The following is a 21,678-nucleotide window of genomic DNA, read 5'->3' on the forward strand; positions in this document are numbered from 1 at the left end:
TTAATCCACTTTTCTTAAATAAACTAATAATTTCTTTCCACTCTTTATCAGTTTTAATATCTGACATTAAAACACCTCCATGAATTGGATTATATCATGGAGATACTAATAATTGAATGTGTGGTGGGTTTGTCGCTTACAATATAAAATATTTTTTATCACTACTCAAAAGAAAAATTTGCCATATGAAGACTTAAAGTTACACTTTAAAAAAAACAATATTTTCGTTTTGTTAGTTAGACCCCTATAAGGTTAAAAGGGAATTTAAATATCACATGAATGAAAAAAATAATTCAAGCCCTCCTTCCATAACCTGATAGGGCGTGAGAAATTTGACTTTTTTGTTTCTATATGCATATAATAAATGAAAAGTGTATTACTAAATAAGAAAATACTAAAAAATTATAGGGGGATAGACTAATTTATGAAAAGATTACTTTTGTCATTACTAATTATATTATGCTTTTCGGGTTGTATGAAAAACACTCAAATACAAGATGAAGATAAGGAAGATAAAATATTAGACGATTCAATTAATACAAGTACAGAAAAAACATCAGACAATTTAAATAACCCAAGTATAGAACAAAAATCAGATTCAGCATATCCTATAATAAAAGACAATATAACTGAGCTAAATGATGCTATTTTAAAGATGATAATCTCTAATTATCTACTAACTTTTAATAATGATTTTTCTTTTACACAAGATGATTATATTAATTTTAATAAAGCATTTAATTACATTGTAACTGGAGGTACATACCCTCTACAACGCTTTAGAGGAAAAGAACTTATAGATCCGTATTATGATAGAGAATCAAAAAAATACATTCTTCCTATAGAACAAGTGAATAAGCTGATTTTAGAGAAAAAAGTAGATGCATCCTACTTTACTGAACTTCCTATTGTTAATGATACCTATATAGCTAGCTACTCTTTTACTTATATAAGACCAGAGCTTTATCCCTACTTCAATGAAGAGACATTTAGTATTACAGTTCCAGCAAAAATTATTGATGACTATATATTAAGTAAATTTAATACCATAATAGATCACTCAATAATAGAAGAATATGATGCAAACAGCGACACCTATACCTATACTCCATTCGTTGGGGGGCTTTATTCATCCCAAGAAATCGATGAGGTGGTCTTTCAGGATGAAATAGCACACATTACATTTACATTAAATGAAGAACCCGACGAAGAATTGCCTGCTACCCTTTATGATGGCACTTTTATAATAGAACTTGCAGATGGAGAGTATAAGTTTTTAGCTGGTAATATTATAAAGAAAAAATGATTAATTATATTTTAAAGAAAAGAGGCCTTTTAACGGAGCCTCTTTTCTTATACCTATGCTTAATCGATTATACCATTAATAAAATTTCCTTGGATCCACAACGTGTGAGGCACGTGGGCTATAAGGCATTACTCTATATTCCAGATGCAAATGAGCACCATAACTGTGTCCTGTATTCCCCATTTTGCCTATTTCTTGCCCCTTAGATACAGTGTTTCCTTTAGATACCTTTACAGAACCATAAAGCATATGACAATAATAAGTGTAATAATTTTTTCCATTAATTAATGATTTAATTTTTACATAGTTACCGAAACCCTTAGAATGATCGACTCCTTTTACACTTGTCACAACGTCTACTACTTTTCCAGCAAATGATGCTTTTATTGGATCTCCTTCTGCTGCACCTTCATCGCTAGCAATATCTGTCCCCCCATGAAAACCACCACTTTGATAATTTGGGAAATCCGTTGGAGATCTGAATTTTGTACCTACTGGCATAATCCCTATTTCTCTAGGTGGTTTAGTAGCCGTAAGATTGTTAGCATAAACCCAAGCTTTCTTTCTGCCGTTGGAAGTACTATATTCAATATACGCATATCCATTTACTTTTTGATTAAGATATTCAACTTCTTCGGTTGCATCAATACTACCTATTTTTTTAGTGGCTTGAGACGTAGAATATGTATCAGCGTCTCTTAAAGCCCATCTTAAGTTTGACATATTTTTTCCTTCTTTCTTAATTTAATATTATATATATATAAATCGCGATTTTATATAACATAGCCAATTTGTTTGGCTTGAATATATCATAACATTATCCAATACGACATTAACACGACATAAAATAAAAAATTTTAGGAACTTTAGATTATTGATTATTTTTTAAGGGTAGCCAGTGAAATGAGAAGTTAAAACGTTAAGTATTCATGGGATTTTTGTGTAATTATTACTCCTTATTTCCAAATATTGTCTTAACGTGAGTTTTGTCGGAAATGTTGGCGGTACCCCTATTAGTAGAGGGCCATGGCATAAGAAATAAATCCATGGCCCTCTACTAAATTCTAAAATTTAAAATCATCTTCCGGGCAATCTTTATTATTTAAATCAATATTTATGTATTATAAATAGCTCTATATAGGGCAAACTTTATTCTTCCGCCATATTTATTCCTAAACTATTTGAACATAAGGGTCTAAAACCCTTATGTTTTGGTCTATTCATTCTCAAACTTTATGACGACTCACATTTCTCAAACTCTATTAACAATATTCTCATCTAATGCTTCTGGATTTGACTCTTTAACATAATCTTCATAAATTAATTTTACTGAAACACCTTCATATTCTTTTGATGTTGCAAGGAATAAAATTCTGTTAGCACCGACTTCAGGGGATGAAGCGAATAACCTCATTATAGGTGAAAAAATTGCTTCAAAATCAATATGTGCATATCCTTCCATAGCCGATGACAAGTCTACAATACGTGCAGAAGGAGCTTTCAGCAAGTTGGTTAGAAGAAAAAGAACCTAAATGATTTGTTGCCTACGATAATTCATATGCATCTTTTGTTATAACCTGATCGTAAGAGTTTGCTCCCGCACAATTAATCAAAAAATCAAGAGAAAGGGAATGCTATGCGATCCTTTTATATTTATATATCACTACAAGTAATTATTATACCTTATATAGCTCCCAAGTTGTTGTATCTAGATTATATCTGAGTTCACATATCCTAACTTTATCTCTTATTTGGATTTCACATGTATATATGCGTTTCTTTTCGCCAGCAATCCTTGACTGTTCAACTGAGTATATTGATAGTACGTTTACGGTATGCAATCTTTCTTCTTGATCCGTTATTCTAAAACGTAGTGGCCTAATTGTGCCATTAACATCTGTAACTGATTTCATTTCTATTGGTTTTACAATTGTTTTCATTATTATCACCTCACAATATACTAGTCATTAGAGGATAGTCGTCATCATCTCCAACCCCACCAGCACCAGATTTAATTCCTGAATGTAAAAAGCTAGCTCTTTGAATTGCATTGCTTCCAAATCGATTTCTTATGTCATCTACAGCGTTATCAATTTTTTTATGCTTTTCAAAGTCAAATTCTTCTAAAAGAGATAGCTGGACATAATCATTTTCATGTAGATTACTTACTCGGACGCGAAACTTTCGTATCGGCTCACCATCCCACAGTTCATTAAAAAGTTCAGTGGCTATTTTGCATATATAAGTGGTTGAATCTACTGCAACGTTCAACTTTTTTTGCCTGGATTGGCTTATGAATTTGGTTGAGGTTGTTCCTACAGCTACTAGGCCAGCACAATATCCAGCTGCACGTAATCTTGAAGCTACTGATTCTGTTAGTGATAAAATATAAAGGTGAGCATCATGTCTAGTTTTAACATCAAAACAAGAGGTAGTACCATTTCCTATACCTTTGATAACTGTACGGTTAGAAAGCCTTACGGGAGAATCATCACAGCCTTGAGCATATGTTTGAATTAAATAAGCGTAGCTCTTAAGGTGGCTTTCAAGCGTGTTGATGTTTGCATTAGCTAAATTGCCAATAGTGTAAATGCCTAGATTCAAAAGTTTTTTTTCGGTTTTTCGCCCTACCATAAATAGGCTCCTTATGGGGAGGGACCACATTTTTTGGGGCACTTCTTCTGGCCACAAAGTATGAACTCGATCAGGTTTTTTAAAATTTGACGCCATTTTTGAAAGTATTTTATTCACAGAAATCCCCACATTTACAGTAAAGCCAAGTTCTCTATAGATTCGATCTTTGATTTTATGAGCAATCTTAATAATTTCGTCTCTACCACCGTTTATATAAATTTGTGTGAAGCATTCATCTACACTAAACCTTTGAACCACATCACTGTATTCGCAAATTAATTCATACATTGATTGACTTGCACGTGCAAAAAGATTGTAGTCTGGAGGAACAATTGTCACATCAGGACATTTCTGACGTACAGTCATTAAAGGTTCGCCAGTTTTTACGCCCATTTTAGAGCAAATACGAGATTTGGCAAGGGTGATTCCATGACGGCTTTTCTCGCTTCCGCCAACAACAGCAGCAATTTCACGCAGGTCAACGGGATCACCATTACTAACTCTTCTCGCAGCAATCCAACTCAAATATGCACTATTTACATCAATGTGTAGAATAAACTTATTCATAAAACTCACAACCTTCAGGTCGTAAAAGTGTACGACAATTATTGATTATTAAATCTACTGTTTTTGGTTTCATAATAAATGCTAATTATGATATATTTTAGTTATAAAAGTGTATAACTTTTTTGAGAAATTTTAAGAAAAAATATGAACACTCTTGACATTAATTATATTCCCATGTCTTTTAGACTCGTCACCTCCTATGATCGCAGGTATAGTTCTAAGATCAATGCAGGATATCTGTGTGTTCAATCTGTAAGTAGCTTCCCAACTTAAATAAGCTGAATTTACATCAATATGAAAAATTATATGTTCCATAAAAACACCTCTTAAATTAGTATACACGAACATATGTTCGAGGTAAAGGGGTATTTTTTGGTAAGGGAGATTAAACAAGGTAAAAGTTTACATCAATTAATATGTATATTGATGATAATACATTTCAAGATAATAATATACTTATGTTAAATGGAAATTGGGAGAATAATAGTTTTATAAAATTAGAATTGAAACAATAAAAATTATTAAGTATAATAGGGTTCAATTGAAAGGAATGAGAAAAGTGAAAAATATAGTATTAATTGGGATGCCAGGAGCAGGTAAAAGTACAGTAGGAGTAGTTCTTGCAAAGACTTTAGGCATGAAATTTATTGATTCAGATTTAGTTATACAAAACAGAGAAAATAGATTATTACAAGAGATTATTGATGATATTGGAATGGAGAGATTTTTAGATGTAGAAAAAGAAGCGGTTCTAAGTATAGATGTTTCTAATTCCATTATAGCAACTGGTGGAAGCGTAATTTTTAGACACGAAACAATGGAACATCTAAAACAACTGGGAGATATAATGTATCTAAAAGTTTCTTATGAAGAAATTGAAAGAAGAGTCAATAATATAACGACTAGAGGTATTGCCAAGGCAAAAGGACATACATTGAAGGATGTGTATGACCAAAGAGTTGAGATCTATGAAAGATATGCAAATATAGTTATTGATTGTAATGACAAAAGTTTGGAAGGAATTATTAAGCACATAAAAGATAATATAACGGAATAGAATATTATTATCATAAGAATGCCTTAAGAGTATGACGAAGGAAACGTCCCATGACATTAACGGTATTTTTGAAGGGAGGAAATTATACGGTTAAAAACTATATAATTGATACTAATGTAATGATTCATGATCCTGAATTCATGCATAATTTTGCAGGTAACAATATAATCATACCGTTACTTTGCATAGAAGAACTGGATAATCTAAAAAGAAGAGAAGGATTAGTTGGATTCCATGCTAGAACGGTAGCTAAAGAAATGAAGTTATTAATGGAAAAGGGAGATATTGAAAAAGGAATAAGATTACCCAACAAAAGTGTTTTGCGTGTAGAATTGAATCATATGGATATAGACATTCTTCCTAATGGCTTTGATACCAATAAAAATGACTCAAGAATATTAGCTATTATATTAAGTCTAAAAAAAGTTAATGATAGTGGTCCAATAATACTAGTAACAAAAGATTTATATATGGCTATAAAAGCTAGGTCATTAGGAATTGAAGTAGAAGATTATCAAAGTGACCGTATTGACATTGATACTATCTATAAAGGTTATACGGAGATTGAATTATTGTCAAAAGACATTAACAAAATATTTGATAGAGGTTTAGAAGTCCCTGATTTACAAGAGGAAATATACCCTAATGAATTCTTCCATATTAAAAGTAAGGACCAAGTTTCTCACGAAATATTAGCTAGATATGACGGAAATAAAATAGTTCCCCTTACACATGCTAATGAAAATGCCTGGGGGTTGAACCCAATTAATAGAGAGCAGAAGATGGCATTTGAATTACTTATGAACCCGGATATACATTTTGTAACAATTATAGGTGGAGCGGGATCAGGAAAAACAATTTTGGCAACAGCCACAGCTTTGCAAAATGTAATAGAAACAAATAAATATAGGAAAATCGTATTTGTAAGACCAGTAATAGCAGCAGGAAATGATATAGGTTATCTTCCAGGGACAGAAAGAGAAAAACTGAAACCCTGGATGGGAAGCTTCTATGATGCCATAGAGAATTTATCTGATATAAAAGAAACCAATAAGAATAATGGAGGAAAACCAACTTTTACAGTAGAGGATTTTATAGAGCAATTTCGCCAGAGAGGAGTCATAGAGACCAAGACCTTTACCTATATGAGAGGAAGAACATTCACTAATTCTTTAATTATAGTAGATGAGGCACAGGAAATGACACCCCATTTAGCTAAGCTTATGTTAACTAGAGCAGGAGAACATTCTAAATTTGTATTTTTGGGAGATCCTAGTGATAATCAGATTGATAATAATTACATAGATTCAAAATCCAATGGCTTAGTATATACCGTAGAAAAAATGAAATCCTTTAATATCACAGGTCACGTAGCACTTAAGAGAGTCGAACGTAGTCCATTAGCTAAGATTGCAGAGAAAAATATGTAAGACTTAAATAAAATGAGAGAGGAATTTGCAGCTAAATAAGTTTTTTGCCAAAAAGTTTAAAACATGATATATTTTAGTATATATAGTAAAAATTCATACTGAAAGGAAAAGTCATCGTAATGAATAATAATACTAAAGAGAATAAAATGGGTACTATGAAAGTATCCAAGCTTATGATTACCATGTCATTACCAGCAATATTATCTATGTTAGTCCAAGGATTATATAATATAGTAGATAGTATATTTGTTTCAAGAGTAAGTGATGATGCATTAACAGCTGTATCACTAGCATTTCCTATACAATTAATAATAATTGCTTGCTTTGTGGGACTTGGAATAGGAATTAATTCACTTATTTCAAGGAAATTAGGGGAACAAGATCATGAAGCAGCATCTAATGCGGCTGAACATGGTATACTTCTATGTATAGTTTTATATATAATTATTTTATTAATCGGTATTTTATTTGTCAATAGCTTCTTCACATTATTTACAGATAGTCAAAATATTATTAGCTTAGGAACTGAATATATAAAGATAATAATGATATTCTCATTTGGTAGATTACTGGCTCAAGCAGGAACAAGTATCCTACAAGGCAGCGGTAACATGATTCATCCAATGATATCACAGTTATGTGGGGCTGTATTCAATATTATTTTAGACCCAATCCTTATATTCGGATATTTTGGATTTCCAGCATTAGGAGTTAAGGGTGCAGCCATTGCTACTATATCATCTCAAATATTATCTATGGTTTATATATTGATTGTACTGTTTACAAAACAAAACAGTGTAAAATTGAATTTAAGAACTTTCAAATATGACAGTAAGATTTTAAAAGGGATAATGCAGGTTGGGTTGCCAGCTACAATAATGCAGGCCATAGGCTCTGTTATGGTTACTGGTTTGAATTTAATTCTCGCAGGATTTGGAGAGGCTTCGGTTACTGTTCTAGGAGTTTACTATAAACTCCAATCACTTATATTTTTGCCTGTTTTTGGATTATCTCAAGGAGTCATGCCTATAATTGGATATAATTATGGAGCTAAGAATAGAAAGCGATTAATAAAAGCCCTAAAGCTTGGTATTATCGCTGCAGTTGTATATATGACACTGGGATTCTTGGTATTCCAGATAATGCCCGCACAGTTATTAGAGCTATTTGATAGTTCAGATGAAATGATGAAAATTGGAGTTCCAGCATTTAGGATTATTAGCTATGTATTTCCTCTAGCAGCAGTTTCCATAATGTGTGGTACTGCGTTTCAGGGAATGGGAAAAGCATATATTAGCATGATTGTTTCAATCCTAAGACAATTAGTAGTATTATTACCTGGAGCGTTCATTTTGGGTAAATTATTTGGTTTAGATGGAGTATGGATTTCATTTGTTTTAGCAGAGATTGTTGGTATTGTTGTTGTATTAGTATCAATTAAAAAAATATATAAAGAGCAATTATTAAAGTGGTGATATGTAAGGTGATTTAATCTATACTATTAAGGTGGGAAGATACATATTTTTCTTTGATTTTCTTAAAATCTTCCCAAGCATCTCTTTTTTTGGATGAGTCACGTAATAGAGCAGAAGGATGATAGGTTGCTATTAGATTATATCCTTTTCTGTTAACCCATTTTCCATGTTCCCTTGTAATTCTAAAATTTTTGTCTATAATACATTGAGCGGATACTCGTCCAAGGCATACAATTATTTTCGGCTGAATCAGTTTCACTTGATTTCTTAAATATGGTAAGCAGGCGTTTTTTTCATTTTCTAGGGGATTTCTATTTCTAGGTGGTCTACATTTTACAATATTGGCTATGTATATTTCTTCTCTAGTTATATCTACGGCTTTTAAGATTTTATCAAATAGCTGACCTGATTTTCCTACAAATGGAGTGCCGGTCAAATCCTCTTGCTCACCGGGACCTTCCCCGATAAACATTAAGTCTGCATTGATATCTCCTTTGCCAAATACCATTTGATGTCTTGTTTTATATAGATTGCATCTTGTGCAATTATTACATAATTTTTCAAGTTTATTCCATTCTAACATTTTTTCGCCTCACAATATTCTTGATAACATATATTATATCAGACATTTATAAGATTGAAAATAATTACTTATGTTATTAGTGCGGGGTAGTGTCTAAGGTTTAAACAGAAAAAAATATTGTAATTATATTGGAATTAGACTATACTATCAGATATACAAATTAGTAACCTATATGATTTGTATTGATAAACATTATTATGTTTGTATTACTAAAGTGGTGGTGAGTATATGGCGAAAGTCCCAGCATATATGAATGTATATGCATTATTGAAGAAGAAAATCAATAATGGTGCATATGAAGTAGGTGAATTTTTACCTGCTGAAAAAGAACTTGAGAAAGAGTATGATGTAAGTAGAACAACAATTAGAAGGGCTATAGAATTATTAGCAAGAGAAGGATTCGTATTAGTACAGCAAGGCCGTGGAACAGAAGTGCTTGATGTGAATTTTAATCAATATCTCAATGGAGTAACATCTATCTCTGAAACTTTGAGAAAACAAGGATGCTTAGTGCGACCGAGAAACGTATGTATTGATGTTGTTGTACCTAGTTCACGAGTAGCAAAAGCTCTTGGGGTAAAAAATACAGAAGAAGTTATTCGTATTCAGAGAATACAGCTTGCTGATGATATACCCATTGCAATAATGGAAAATTACATAAGCAAACATTTGGTTCCAAATATTGAAAAAGAAAGTTCTAGAATAATATCTTTATATAAATTTTTGGAAAGTGAGTATGGGATAGTTCTAGAATCAGCAGTTGATAAAATATTTGCTAAAAATGCTAATTTTATGGAGTCAGAAATACTTCAAATTCCATATGAAAGAGCATTGATATGTATGAAGAGAACAACCTATTGTAAAAATAAACCTATAACTTATGATTACTTAAAAATTAGAGCAGATAAATATCAATTAGAAGTTAATACAACTGGAAGATTATAATACTTAGAATAATTGGTATCTGATACATTATATATTAGATACCAATTATTCTTTTATTTTGTGCAAAATACACATAAAATCAAGTGGTAAAATACATTATGTATTTATTATTAACTGATATTGACTGGTAAACATAATGATGTTATTATATATAATATAAGAAATAGAAAACGTAATATACATGGAGGCGAATATATAATGACAAAATTAGGTGTTAAAGAAATACCAAGACTTATTGATATAAGTGCTGTTAGAACGGATGTTACATTAGACGAAGTAAATGAAATAGTAGCAATTGCTAAGAAGTACAATTTTATCTGTACATTTGTAATGCCTTGTTTCACAGATATTTTAATAAAACAGCTTAAAAATGATGATAATATATTAGTAGGCGGAGTAGTTGGTTTTCCTTCAGGAGCAGATTTAACTAAGACAAAAGTAGATACTACAATAAGTATGATACAAGCTGGTTGTGATGAAATAGATATGGTTATTAACGTGGGGGCCTTAAAATCTGAAAAATACGATTTAGTATACAATGATATCAAAGCTGTAGTAGATGTAGTGGGGGATATTCCAGTAAAGGCTATAATTGAAATTGCATATTTAACTGATGACGAGATAAAAATAGCAAGTAAGCTTGCAGTAAAAGCAGGCGTTACATATGTAAAAACTGGAACAGGATGGGCTTCAAAACCTTCTACAGTAAATACTGTAAAGATTATTAAAGAAGTGGTTAAAGATGATGCGTTAATTAAAGTAGCTGGAGGTGTAAGAAGTTTAGCTACTCTTGAAGAAATGTATGAAGCAGGAGCTAGAAGATTTGGAATTAGTATGACATCAGCATTAAAAATATTAAAAGAAGCTTATGACAGAGAAGATATGGCATTTGAAGAGGAGTTTAATTTAGAATCTGTTAGTAATTATTAAATCAATGATAGGAGGAAAGTTATGACCTATATAATTGCATATGATTTAGGAACAGGTGGAACAAAAGCCTCTCTATATAAGATTGACGGAAAATTATTAAAAAGCAGTTTTATATCCTGCAAAACATACTATCAAGGAGAGTATATTAAAGAACAAAAACCAAAAGAATGGTGGAATAGTGTGGTAACTTCTACAAAAAAATTGATTTCTAACATAGATATTAATGTAGAAGATATTAAAGGGATTGCTGTTTCAGGACATAGTCTAGGAGCAGTACCAATCAGTTATGATGGTAAACTGCTAAGTGAATTAGTGCCTATTTGGTCAGATAATAGAGCGACTACTCAAGCAGAGAAATTTTTTAATGAAATCTCTGAAGAAGATTGGTATGAAAAAACTGGGAATGGATTTCCAAGAGCTTTATACTCTGTATTTAAAATTATGTGGTTCAAGGAACATCATCCTAAGCTTTTTGAAGAAACTGATAAGTTTATTGGTACAAAAGATTATATTAATTATAAGTTGACAGGGATTTTAGCAACTGACTATTCATATGCATCTGGTAGCGGGGTATTTGACATCAATAATTGGAAATATAACAAAGAATTCATTAGTGAATCTGGTATACCAGAAAATAAGTTTCCCCATATTTTTGAATCAACATATATATTAGGAACTTTGAATGAAGATGCAGCACAACAGTTAGGATTGCCAAAAACAATTAAAGTTGCCTGTGGTGGGGTTGATAATTCTTGTATGGCACTTGGAGCAGGTTGTATTGACGAAGGTATGTCTTATACTTCATTAGGTACATCTGCATGGGTAGCTGTTACTTCTCATAAACCTGTAATTGATATAAATAAAAGACCGTATGTATTTGCACATTGTATAAAAGGAATGTATGCTTCAGCCACAGCTATTTTTTCAGCAGGAAATTCTTATAGATGGGTAAGAGATAATATTTGTAAAGATATTTTACAAGATGAAAAGGAAGGTCTAGGAGATAGTTATATTAGAATGAATGAACTAGCAAAAGAATCGCCTGTAGGGAGTAATAAGTTAATATTCAATCCTAGTTTAGCAGGAGGATCATCAATAGATGAATCTCAAAATATAAGAGGTGCTTTTATTGGATTAACATTAGGTCATACACAAAAAGACCTTATAAGAGCTACATTAGAAGGTATAACAATGGGGTTACAAAATGCACTAGAAGTATTACAAGAATACGTAGATTTGGAAAATGATATGTTAATTGTTGGAGGTGGAAGCAAAAGTTCATTTTGGAGACAATTATTTGCAGATATCTATGATAAAAACATTAATTATACTAAGAATGGACAACAAACAGGTTCATTAGGAGCTGCGGCAATAGCATTCGTAGGTTGTGGTTTATGGGAGGATTTTACTTTATTAAAAGATATTAATAACGATATTAGTGTTATTAGACCTAACATACAGAATGTAAAAAAATATAAAAAAATCAACAAAGTTTATAAACAGGTATCAAAGATGCAAAGTGATATTGGAGATGTATTAGTAAATTTATAATTGAATTTTAAGCAGAGATTTTTTTCATATTGTATATAAGCTAGGACACCTAGCTTTTATAAATATAAGTAAATCATTAAATATTATATTGGAGGGATTACATGAAAAAAATAATATCTTTATTACTAGTTACTCTGTTAATGGTATTTTCTGTAGGATGTTCTGTCGATGAACCAGCATCTACCAAGGATAATGGTTCAAACACTAGTAACAATGAAACAAAAAAAGATACTTCTAAACAAACAGTAGGTAAAAAGAATCCAGAGGATATGGTTTTTGCAATTTCTCTAGGATGGATGGAGAATGAATCAGGACAACGTCAAAAATACGCATTTGAAACAGCTATTAAAGAGTTAGGTGGTACATATTCAATAGTTGATGCAAACTATGATCCTAAAAAACAATCAGAGCAAATAGAAGCTTTTATTGAAGCTAAGCCAGATGCATTATTTATTACGCCTTCTGATCCAGTTGGTATTAGTGAAGCAGTAAAACATGCTATTGATGCAGGTATTCCCGTATTTTGTTCAGATGGATTTGTTCCTGGTGCAGCAGTAACAACAACAGTTGCATTTGATAACTTTGCTGGTGGAGCTTGGACTATGGAACAGATATGTCAAGCACTAGATGGAAAAGGTAAAATTGCAATAATTGATCTACCTTCTAATGAAGGTTGGGATGCTCGTGGTCAAGGTGCTAATTGGACATTACAACAATATCCAGATATAGAAATTGTACAGCATTGGTCATGGGATTCTACAGGTGCTGTTACACCTCGTATGGCAATAGATAATATGCTTACAGCTTGTCCTAACGAAGGTGATCTTGATGCAATATGGTGTGCATGGGATGGTGCTGTTTTTGAAGGTATACAAGCCGTAAAAGCTGCTGGACGTGAAGAAATATTATTCACAGGTTCTGATGGCGGAGAACATTGTTTTGAAGTAATGACACAATCACCAAACTTTATTGCAACAGTTGGAGAATCAGTATATACAATGGCATATCAATGTGTATTCTATGCTCATCAATATTTACGTGGAGAATCAGTTCCTCGTGTTGTTATGGCACCAGGTATTGGAATTACTCGTCAGATGATTTTAGATGTTAAAGTTCCAGATGGTTGGAATGGTATTGGAGATTATGATATTCCAGGTAATTTCAAGAAGATTGGTTGGGAACCAACTATCTAATTTAATTTTACTTGAGAGGTAATATGGCAAATTAATATTGCCTCTCTTTTTTAATAAAGCAAGATGTAGGAGGCGACGCAGAAATGAGTGACTATCGTTTAGAAATGAAAGGTATTATAAAAGAATTTTTATCATTAAGAGCACTTGATAATGCACAGTTTAAACTACGAGCAGGTGAAGTCCATGCATTACTTGGAATAAATGGTGCAGGAAAATCCACATTAATAAAGGTTCTTTCAGGGGTATATAAAAGAGAGCAAGGAGAAATATTCATTGACGGAAAACCAGTTGAGATTAATCAACCAAATGATGCCATGAAAGCTGGAATAGCTACAGTTTATCAAGATCCACAAATGGTTACGTCATTTACTGGTTATGAAAATATATTTCTTGGTTCAGAAAGTGAAAAAAAAGGTGCTTTTGCACAATTTAATAGAAAAAAAATGAAAAAAAAGGCAGAAGAATTATTAAAGGAATTTCCATTAGAGATTGATTTGAATAAGCCTATCTTCAAATTAAGTGCTGTTGAAAAAGAAATAATAGCAGTGTTAAGAGCTCTATCAAAACGTTCTAACATTCTTATATTAGATGAACCAACATCTATTTTAACAGAAAAGGAAAAACATACGCTTTTTGATTTAATTAAAATGTTAAAGAAAAAAGGTGTTTCAATTATATATATAACTCATCATTTGGATGAAGTCAGTGAAATATGTGATAGTATGACAATATTTAGAAATGGACAAAACGTTGCTACTCTTCCAGTAAAACAAGGAGAAATAAATACAGAGCATATAGCAGAACTTATGTTAGGAAAGAAACTAGAAGCTATTTACCCTAATAAATCTAATACCCAAAATAGAGAGTGCATATTAAAAGTTGACAATCTATTCCTAGAAAACAAATTTAAAGATATAAGCTTTAATGCCAAAAAAGGAGAAGTACTTGGTATTTTTGGATTAGTGGGCTCAGGTATAGATGAATTATCAAAAGTTCTTTTTGGTGCAATGTCAAAAACTGGAGGTAAGATGAACATTAATGGTAAAGAAGTTCAATTATCAAGTCCAAAATCAGCAATAGATAATGGCATTTTTCTAGTTCCTGGAGATCGTAGACATGAAGGACAAATTGGTGAGCAAACTATCGCAACTAATTTAACATTATCAAAACTAGAAAAAATCACTAATAATATAAAACTTGTTAATAGAAAACAAGAAGCTATACAATCTAATGAGCTTGTAGAAAAATTACAAATTGCAACAACAGGAATTGATAAAAAAGTTAGACTATTATCTGGTGGTAACCAACAAAAAGTAGTCATTGGAAAAGGGCTATTTACAGATGCAAAAGTATATATTTTTTCTGAACCTACTATTGGTGTAGATGTTGGAGCAAAAGCAGGTATCTATAATACAATGCGAGAGCTATCAAAAGATTCTGCTGTAATAATTATATCGTCAGATTGTGAAGAAGTTTTGGGTATGGCAGATCGAGTAATGGTAATTCATCAAGGAAAAGTTACTTTGGAGTGTGAAGCAGAAAAAACAAATCTTAATAATATGCTTGTGCATGCTATCTCTGCCAATTAAATGCATGACAAAATTGGAGGTTATATTATGAAAGTCAATAAAAAGCAGTCACGAATAAGTGATGAAATTTTTACGATTGTTATATTTTTCATTCTATTTATACTAGTGTTTTCTATTTTTTCATTTCTAAGTAAAGATTTTCTTAGTACAAGAAATATTATTAATATATTAAAGCATGTATCTATCACGGCTATAGCAGCACTAGGGTTAACGTTTGTAATATCAGTAGGACACAGTGATATATCTTTTTATATGACAGCATGTTTTTCTGCAATGTTAATGGCATGGTTAATATCTAAAGGAGTAACTCCAATTGTATGTATAATTGCAGGTTTGCTTGCGGGTGCTTGTTGGGGAACTATTTCTGGGATAGCAGTAGGTAAATTTAAACTGCCAGATATTATTTCTACAATTGCTATTGGTTCAATGGCATTTGGGGCAGCATATTTATTTAGTGATGGAGCATTTATTTACAAAAATTTTCTAAGCTCTGGAATAGGGATGCTGAATGAAGCAAAAGTAATAGGAGTCCCATTACCTGTAATAATTATGTTAGTTCTATATATATTTGCGTACATACTTATGGAAAAATCAAAATACGGTAGATATTTTTATGCAACTGGTTCAAGCAAAGTATCAGCATTTTTTTCTGGGATAAAAGTGAATAGAGTAATAATTATTTCATTTGTAATATGTGGTATTCTTGCTGCTATCTCTACTATGATTACTACAGCGGCTCAAGGTAATGGAAATGTAAAATCAGGTCTTAACTTATTAATGCCATGTTTTTCGGCTGTATATATTGGATCTTCGGTTTTTAAGAAGCCAAGTGTAATTGGAACTTTTTTTGGAGCTGTTTTCATATCAATGATGCTTAATGGTTTCACATTAATTAATGTACCTTATTATTATGGAGATTTAGTAATAAGTGTTGTATTAATTGTAGCAATATTATTTTCTAAAATACAATTTTCTAAAGGTATTAAAATGAAAAAGAAAAGAGGGGTGGCATAATATGAATTATTTAAGAAAACTAATTAAGCCAGAATCAAGTTTATTATGGATTATTGCAATTGTATGTATTATATTTTCTATAATGTCACCAGTATTTAGTAAGGCATCTAACTTACTTGAAATATTACGTCAGTGTAGCACAAGTGCTATTTTAATTCTAGGTGTAACATGGGTTATATCAACAGGTGAAATGGATGCATCATTTCCAGATATAGCTGCTTTATCAAGTATGATTACTGCTTTATTAATTAGAAATGGATACAGTTTTGAAATATCAGCTCTTCTTGCTATAGCATTATGTACATTATTTGGTGTATTAACAAGTATACTTGTAGTAAGATTCAAATTTCAATCACTTATTGCAACAATAGCTGTTTCAGGAATAGCAAAAGCTATTGCCGCAATTATAGGTAAAGGTATGCCTTTAAATGTTTCTAATATTAGAGGTAGTATTGTATATAATCTGGTATGGGGTAAAGTTGCAGGAATACCTATGTTATTTTTAGTAGCAGTAATATTATATGTAATATGTGTATTTATACAAGAAAAAACTGTTTTTGGTCAACATATTTATGCAATAGGAGAGAATCGACAAGCTGCTAAAGAAGCAGGAATAAGTGAGAAAAAAATACTTAGTAGCCTTTTTATATTCTCTGCTTTATTTGCAGCTATTGGTGGAGTAATTATGATGGGAGTTTTACAATCAGGTCAACCAAAACTTGGTTCTTCATTTTTCTTAGACGGATTTACGGCTGTATTTTTAGGTGCTGTAGTTATTAAGCTTGGAAAACCTAATGTTATAGGTACACTAATAGGTTCTATTTTACTAGCTATTTTAGTTAATGGATTGACATTACTAGGTTCGTCATCTTTTATGTCTCAGATTATAAAAGGTGCGTTACTACTTCTTGGGGTAGCAATAGTTAATATAGCTAGAAATAAACAAAGAGGAAAGGTAGGGAAATTGTCTTATGAATAATTTTGAATATTATAATCCAGTGAAAGTTATTTTTGGGGAAAATGAAGTGACTAAAATAGGAACTATAGCAAAAGAATATGGAAAAAAAGTAATGATTGTATCTTATACTGATATATCTTTTTATGGAGATTTATTTGAACAAATTTATGATTTACTTAATGAAGAAGGGTTAGAATATGTTGACTTTCTTGAAGTTACAGCTAACCCAACTCTTGAACAGGCTAGAAAAGGAATACAATTATGTAAATCTCAACAAGTAGATTTAATTGTAGGCATCGGTGGAGGCAGTGCAATGGACTGTGCAAAAGTCATTGCAGCAGGAGTTGAATATAATAATGGAGATATTGTTAATATGATTGCATTTAGTCATAGCGACAGCTCTCAAGTTCCTCCTACTGAAGCGTTACCAACTATTATGATTCCTACACTTCCAGCAACTGGAAGCGAAATGAATCCAACTGCTGTTATTACTGATGAAGTATCAATTAAGAAGTCTTATGTATGGGCTCCATGTTGTCTTTATCCAAAAGTAGCTATAATTGACCCTAAGCTAACAGTTAGTTTGCCATCATACCAAACTGCATGTGGTGCAATAGATACTATTGCTCATATACTGGAATCATATTTTAATGGTGGTGATGGTAATTTAGACTTACAAGATCGTATGCAAGAAGGAGTTATTAGAACTGTAATAGACAATATTCCTAAAGTCATTGAAAATCCTAATGATGTAGAAACAAGAGGGGTAATGCAGTGGGCGGCTTCTATTGCTCTTAATGGATGGTTGCTATCAGGGACATATGGTTGGGCTCCTATGCATCAGATGGGTCATGTACTTAGTGCAAAATATAATGCAACTCACGGAGCTACACTTGCTACAATGATATTAGCTTGGATGAGATATTTCGCTAATAGAAGTGATAATACAAGATATGAGCAATTTGCAAATAGAATATTTGGTAAATCAATAACTGAAGCTACAGATGAGTTTGAATCTCTTATGAAATCTATTGGTGTACAAACACGTATATCAGAGTTTGGTGTTATAAAAGAGGATATAGATTCGCTAGTAGAGAACGTAGTAAGTGTAAGTTTTGATGATAATGGGAAGCTAGCAAGTGTACCACCTATTACTAAAGAAGATGTTCGAAAAATATATGAAATTTCTTTATAGAATGTTGTATTAGAGGAGGAGTTAGTATGATGATTACAGAGTTAGTATTTGATGGGCTTAATTGTATTGAGCTTCGTACAAATAAAATAAAAATGATAATTACAACAGAAATTGGCCCTCGTATAGCTTTTTATGGTAAAGTGAATGGAGAAAATCTATTGTATTGGAACAAAGATGGAATTAAATATGATGATTGGAATCTATATGGAGGTCACAGAGTATGGATTACAAGACCTGGTGCAGATGAATCTCAAGATACGTACCTTGCTGATAACGAAGAGTGTGAGTATACTATTAGAGAAACAGGAGTTAAAATAACATCTCCAATGAATCCTATAATGAAAATAACAAGAGGAATGGATATAGAAGTAATAAGTGATAATGAAATTAGAGTTACTAATTTTATAACAAATTGTGGTCCTATGTTATATTCTGGTGGTGTTTGGTCTCCTACTTGTACTAAACCAAGAGAAGGAGTTAAGTATTCAATACCATTAGGAGATGATTCACTTTCTTGGGATATAGTAAAAATAATAATACCAAGAAAATTTGCTGGTAACACAGTTAGAATAGATGATCCTCAAATATCATTTAATAGTAACTATATGTTAATTAATCCAATGGGAATAGTGACAAAAAGAGCAGTATATGCACCACAAGGAAAGATAGCAATGACTTATCCAGAGGAGAATTTAACTTTTATAAAATCTAGTAAATGTAAAAGAGATGGCAATTATCCACTTGGAGGATGTAATATTGCTGTATTTGTAGGAAAAGATAATTTTATGGTTGAAATGGAAACATTTTCAGAAGAACAAACTATTATACCTAATGAAACTATTGAAAATGTGGAGAATTGGACCCTAGTTGATAAAGTATTAAAATTTGAATAGCTAAGAAATACTAACTCTTTAGGTGATAATTATGGGAGGTTAGCTGAATACTTCAGCTAACCTCCTATCTATCATAGGGCTCTATAAAACTCTAGATACTAAAATTATGTTGACTATACGTTATGTTGTTTATACTCTTTTAATGCCTGTGCTAACTGGTCTGGACATGATGTGGATTTGGAGCCACAAGGAAGTCCATCCAAACGCTTTATAACTTCATCTACTTCCATACCCTCAATCAAAGTACTGATGCCTAATAAGTTACCAGCACAACCACGAGTAAATGTTACATTAGTTACTTTATTGTCCATGATATCAAAGGTTATTTTTGTAGAACATGTTCCTGATGTATGATATTCGTACATATGTATCTATCCTTTCTGAGATGTTATTGAGTAATCAGCATTTTAATATCTCGATAGTTATTAGGAGAAGAGAAATATTTTTATTCATATATCAATACTATGATTGATTGAATCCTTGTTGTAACTTGATTCCATTCATGTAGATAGTATACATTAATCAAATTATTTTGGCAATGAAAAAAGTGGTATAATAGATCTTCTCCAGAAAAATTAGTGTTCACAAATTATTAGTACTATGAGATAATTATATATGTAAACACTTTTTTCTTGAAATCTTTTATAAAAATATATGATTTATAATAAATATATTAGTTGTACTCAGAGAAAGTATATTGTACTTATGAAATGGGTATAGATGTTTAAGTTCAATATATATAGCAACAAGCAATTATAAAGGTTTTAGAAATATAAATATTAAATATAATCTAGGAGGAGAATAATGAGCGTTGTAGGAATTATAGGTGCTATGGAAGAAGAAGTAGCAGCTTTAAAAGAAAAGATGGTTATTGATGAAGTTAAACATTGTGCAAGTCTAGAATTTTACATAGGTAAGATGTTTGACAAAGAGGTAGTAGTTGTTAGATGTGGTATTGGAAAAGTCAATGCAGCAGTGTGTACTCAGATAATGATTGATAAGTTCAATGTAGATATGATAGTTAATACAGGGGTAGCTGGTGCTGTTAGTAATGAATTGAATATCGCTGATATAGTTATTTCAAGTGATGCTCTTCAACATGATATGGATGCTACATCATTCGGTTATAAGCTTGGTGAGATACCAAGAATGGATGTAAGCTGTTTCAAAGCAGATGAAAAGTTGATTGAACTTGCAAGTAAAGCAAGTGAGAATAAAATTACTGATCATAATGTTTTTGTAGAGAGAATCGTTAGTGGAGACCAATTTGTTTCTAATATGAAAGTGAAAAAAAGATTATTAGAGAATTTTGGGGGGTTCTGTACTGAGATGGAAGGTGCTTCTATAGCTCATGTTTGTCATCTTAATAATGTGCCATTTGTTGTTATAAGATCAATATCAGATAAAGCAGATAATTCAGCGGAAACTAATTTTGCAGAATTTACTAAGATTGCTGCCGATAATTCAACAAAAATAATTGAAGGAATGATTGAAATCTTATAAATGTAAATAATTTCCAAATAACTCTTCCAATAATTCTAATATTGATGTATAATAATTGTAAATAATTGGAAGGGGAGTTTTTTATGTTTGATACAATTAATTTAATAGTATGCTCAATATTATTTTTAATTTTTATTATAGGTGTATTTAGCTGTTTATCGGCTAATAATAAATATAATGGAATTCTAAAGACTATTGATGGAAAATTTATGGACAAGGATGTCATGATGATTGAACATAAATATAGACACAGGGTTGTTTCGGGAACTAAGCCGTTAAATACAAAAATCTTTATTGAAAAGAATCTGTATGATATTAAAATAAATAAGATACCAATAAGTATATTGGAGGATATAGGGGTAAATACACTTTATTTTACAATACTTATTGGTCTCACATTTACTTTTCTTGAAATAGCATTGTTAAATAAAGTCAATATAAATAATTTACCTAATGTTTTAATATGTGGTATAGTAGGTTTAGTACTTGGATTAATACTTCTTGGAGTAAGAATGATATGTCGGTTAGAAGATAAGAAGGAAATTGCTGCAATTTATCTGTGTAACCATCTGGATAATGAGTTGGAAATCGTTATGAATGGGGTTAAGATTGCTAATGAAGGTTATGGTGAAAGTAAAGAAAACACAAAAGTTTATAAGAAGGGCAAAAAAGGTATATTCGATATTTCAAACTATCCTAGGGCTAGTAGGAACAGGGATGAAGATATATCAAGCAGTTCAGAAGTTCCAAGAGGGACAAAACCAAAAAGAAAAAGTCCTTTATTAGATGAAAATGTTCTGGAAGATGTTATTAAAGAAATAATGTCTTAGTGTTAATCGAACCATATATTACATT

General features: G+C 31.4%; 22 protein-coding genes. 15 read left to right on the forward strand and 7 right to left on the reverse strand.

The features are described from left to right. Window positions 1-424 precede the first annotated feature (424 nt). Complete coding sequence (locus tag N4A55_RS11445; protein ID WP_113675764.1) at window positions 425-1,306, forward strand: hypothetical protein; 882 nt, start codon at window positions 425-427, stop codon at window positions 1,304-1,306. Between the two features lie 75 nt (window positions 1,307-1,381). Here the strand turns inward: N4A55_RS11445 and N4A55_RS11450 are convergent, their stop codons facing one another. From N4A55_RS11450 to N4A55_RS11470, 5 genes are all read right to left on the reverse strand, one after another. After that, window positions 1,382-2,029, reverse strand: coding sequence for a M23 family metallopeptidase (locus tag N4A55_RS11450; RefSeq protein WP_113672899.1), 648 nt, complete (start codon window positions 2,027-2,029; stop codon window positions 1,382-1,384). A 529-nt stretch (window positions 2,030-2,558) separates the two neighbouring features. Then, complete coding sequence (locus N4A55_RS11455) at window positions 2,559-2,780, reverse strand: hypothetical protein (RefSeq protein WP_193774483.1); 222 nt, start codon at window positions 2,778-2,780, stop codon at window positions 2,559-2,561. A gap of 202 nt (window positions 2,781-2,982) precedes the next feature. Continuing rightward, a complete protein-coding gene (locus N4A55_RS11460; protein WP_113672897.1) occupies window positions 2,983-3,246 on the reverse strand; it encodes a hypothetical protein in 264 nt (87 codons plus the stop codon). Between the two features lie 10 nt (window positions 3,247-3,256). Beyond that, a complete protein-coding gene (locus N4A55_RS11465) occupies window positions 3,257-4,507 on the reverse strand; it encodes a Y-family DNA polymerase (RefSeq protein ID WP_293756415.1) in 1,251 nt (416 codons plus the stop codon). 132 nt (window positions 4,508-4,639) lie between these two features. Then, window positions 4,640-4,822, reverse strand: coding sequence for a hypothetical protein (locus tag N4A55_RS11470; RefSeq protein ID WP_330666386.1), 183 nt, complete (start codon window positions 4,820-4,822; stop codon window positions 4,640-4,642). A gap of 235 nt (window positions 4,823-5,057) precedes the next feature. On the opposite strand from N4A55_RS11470, the gene N4A55_RS11475 reads away from it, so the two are divergent. The 3 genes from N4A55_RS11475 (at window position 5,058) to N4A55_RS11485 (ending at window position 8,469) form a co-directional block, all read left to right on the forward strand. Continuing rightward, a complete protein-coding gene (locus N4A55_RS11475; protein ID WP_293756417.1) occupies window positions 5,058-5,564 on the forward strand; it encodes a shikimate kinase in 507 nt (168 codons plus the stop codon). 50 nt (window positions 5,565-5,614) lie between these two features. Then, complete coding sequence (locus N4A55_RS11480; RefSeq protein ID WP_293756419.1) at window positions 5,615-6,994, forward strand: PhoH family protein; 1,380 nt, start codon at window positions 5,615-5,617, stop codon at window positions 6,992-6,994. A 119-nt stretch (window positions 6,995-7,113) separates the two neighbouring features. Further along, window positions 7,114-8,469 carry an MATE family efflux transporter gene (locus N4A55_RS11485; RefSeq protein ID WP_293756421.1) on the forward strand — a complete coding sequence of 452 codons (1,356 nt, stop codon included), beginning with the start codon at window positions 7,114-7,116 and terminating at the stop codon, window positions 8,467-8,469. Between the two features lie 13 nt (window positions 8,470-8,482). Here N4A55_RS11485 and N4A55_RS11490 read toward each other — a convergent pair whose 3' ends face one another. Beyond that, window positions 8,483-9,052 (reverse strand): uracil-DNA glycosylase, encoded by a 570-nt coding sequence (locus N4A55_RS11490; RefSeq protein WP_293756424.1) that lies wholly within the window; start codon window positions 9,050-9,052, stop codon window positions 8,483-8,485. A 228-nt stretch (window positions 9,053-9,280) separates the two neighbouring features. Here N4A55_RS11490 and N4A55_RS11495 point away from each other — a divergent pair, with 228 nt between their 5' ends. The 9 genes from N4A55_RS11495 to N4A55_RS11535 all read left to right on the forward strand — a co-directional run bounded on the left by N4A55_RS11495 (window position 9,281) and on the right by N4A55_RS11535 (window position 19,320). Continuing rightward, window positions 9,281-9,997 (forward strand): GntR family transcriptional regulator, encoded by a 717-nt coding sequence (locus N4A55_RS11495; protein WP_293756426.1) that lies wholly within the window; start codon window positions 9,281-9,283, stop codon window positions 9,995-9,997. Between the two features lie 198 nt (window positions 9,998-10,195). Next, window positions 10,196-10,927: a deoxyribose-phosphate aldolase gene (gene deoC / locus N4A55_RS11500; protein ID WP_293756429.1), complete on the forward strand. Its 732-nt coding sequence runs from the start codon at window positions 10,196-10,198 to the stop codon at window positions 10,925-10,927. Window positions 10,928-10,948: 21 nt separating this feature from the next. Beyond that, complete coding sequence (locus tag N4A55_RS11505) at window positions 10,949-12,478, forward strand: xylulokinase (RefSeq protein ID WP_293756432.1); 1,530 nt, start codon at window positions 10,949-10,951, stop codon at window positions 12,476-12,478. Window positions 12,479-12,579: 101 nt separating this feature from the next. Further along, entirely contained in the window at window positions 12,580-13,671 is a 1,092-nt protein-coding gene (locus N4A55_RS11510; RefSeq protein ID WP_293756435.1) for a sugar ABC transporter substrate-binding protein, read from the forward strand. A gap of 83 nt (window positions 13,672-13,754) precedes the next feature. Further along, on the forward strand, window positions 13,755-15,260 hold the full coding sequence (locus N4A55_RS11515; RefSeq protein ID WP_293756438.1) for a sugar ABC transporter ATP-binding protein: 1,506 nt from the start codon (window positions 13,755-13,757) through the stop codon (window positions 15,258-15,260). A gap of 27 nt (window positions 15,261-15,287) precedes the next feature. Next, the gene (locus N4A55_RS11520; RefSeq protein ID WP_293756440.1) at window positions 15,288-16,274 is read left to right on the forward strand and encodes an ABC transporter permease; all 987 of its coding nucleotides are present in this window, start codon (window positions 15,288-15,290) and stop codon (window positions 16,272-16,274) included. Between the two features lies 1 nt (window position 16,275). Continuing rightward, window positions 16,276-17,253, forward strand: coding sequence for an ABC transporter permease (locus N4A55_RS11525; protein ID WP_293756442.1), 978 nt, complete (start codon window positions 16,276-16,278; stop codon window positions 17,251-17,253). Next, window positions 17,246-18,427: an iron-containing alcohol dehydrogenase gene (locus N4A55_RS11530; protein WP_293756445.1), complete on the forward strand. Its 1,182-nt coding sequence runs from the start codon at window positions 17,246-17,248 to the stop codon at window positions 18,425-18,427. The genes N4A55_RS11525 and N4A55_RS11530 overlap by 8 nt, the downstream gene beginning before the upstream one ends. A gap of 26 nt (window positions 18,428-18,453) precedes the next feature. Continuing rightward, the gene (locus tag N4A55_RS11535; protein WP_293756448.1) at window positions 18,454-19,320 is read left to right on the forward strand and encodes a hypothetical protein; all 867 of its coding nucleotides are present in this window, start codon (window positions 18,454-18,456) and stop codon (window positions 19,318-19,320) included. 113 nt (window positions 19,321-19,433) lie between these two features. On the opposite strand, the gene N4A55_RS11540 is transcribed toward N4A55_RS11535, so the two are convergent. Next, window positions 19,434-19,685 carry a TIGR03905 family TSCPD domain-containing protein gene (locus N4A55_RS11540; RefSeq protein WP_293756451.1) on the reverse strand — a complete coding sequence of 84 codons (252 nt, stop codon included), beginning with the start codon at window positions 19,683-19,685 and terminating at the stop codon, window positions 19,434-19,436. A 439-nt stretch (window positions 19,686-20,124) separates the two neighbouring features. Between N4A55_RS11540 and N4A55_RS11545 the strand changes: the two genes are divergently transcribed. Both N4A55_RS11545 and N4A55_RS11550 read left to right on the forward strand, forming a co-directional pair. Then, on the forward strand, window positions 20,125-20,823 hold the full coding sequence (locus N4A55_RS11545) for a 5'-methylthioadenosine/adenosylhomocysteine nucleosidase (RefSeq protein WP_293756453.1): 699 nt from the start codon (window positions 20,125-20,127) through the stop codon (window positions 20,821-20,823). Window positions 20,824-20,906: 83 nt separating this feature from the next. Then, window positions 20,907-21,653 carry a hypothetical protein gene (locus N4A55_RS11550; protein WP_293756455.1) on the forward strand — a complete coding sequence of 249 codons (747 nt, stop codon included), beginning with the start codon at window positions 20,907-20,909 and terminating at the stop codon, window positions 21,651-21,653. Window positions 21,654-21,678: the final 25 nt, after the last annotated feature.

This window comes from Vallitalea sp., from assembly GCF_025211055.1.
Classification (GTDB): Bacteria; Bacillota; Clostridia; order Lachnospirales; family Vallitaleaceae; genus Vallitalea.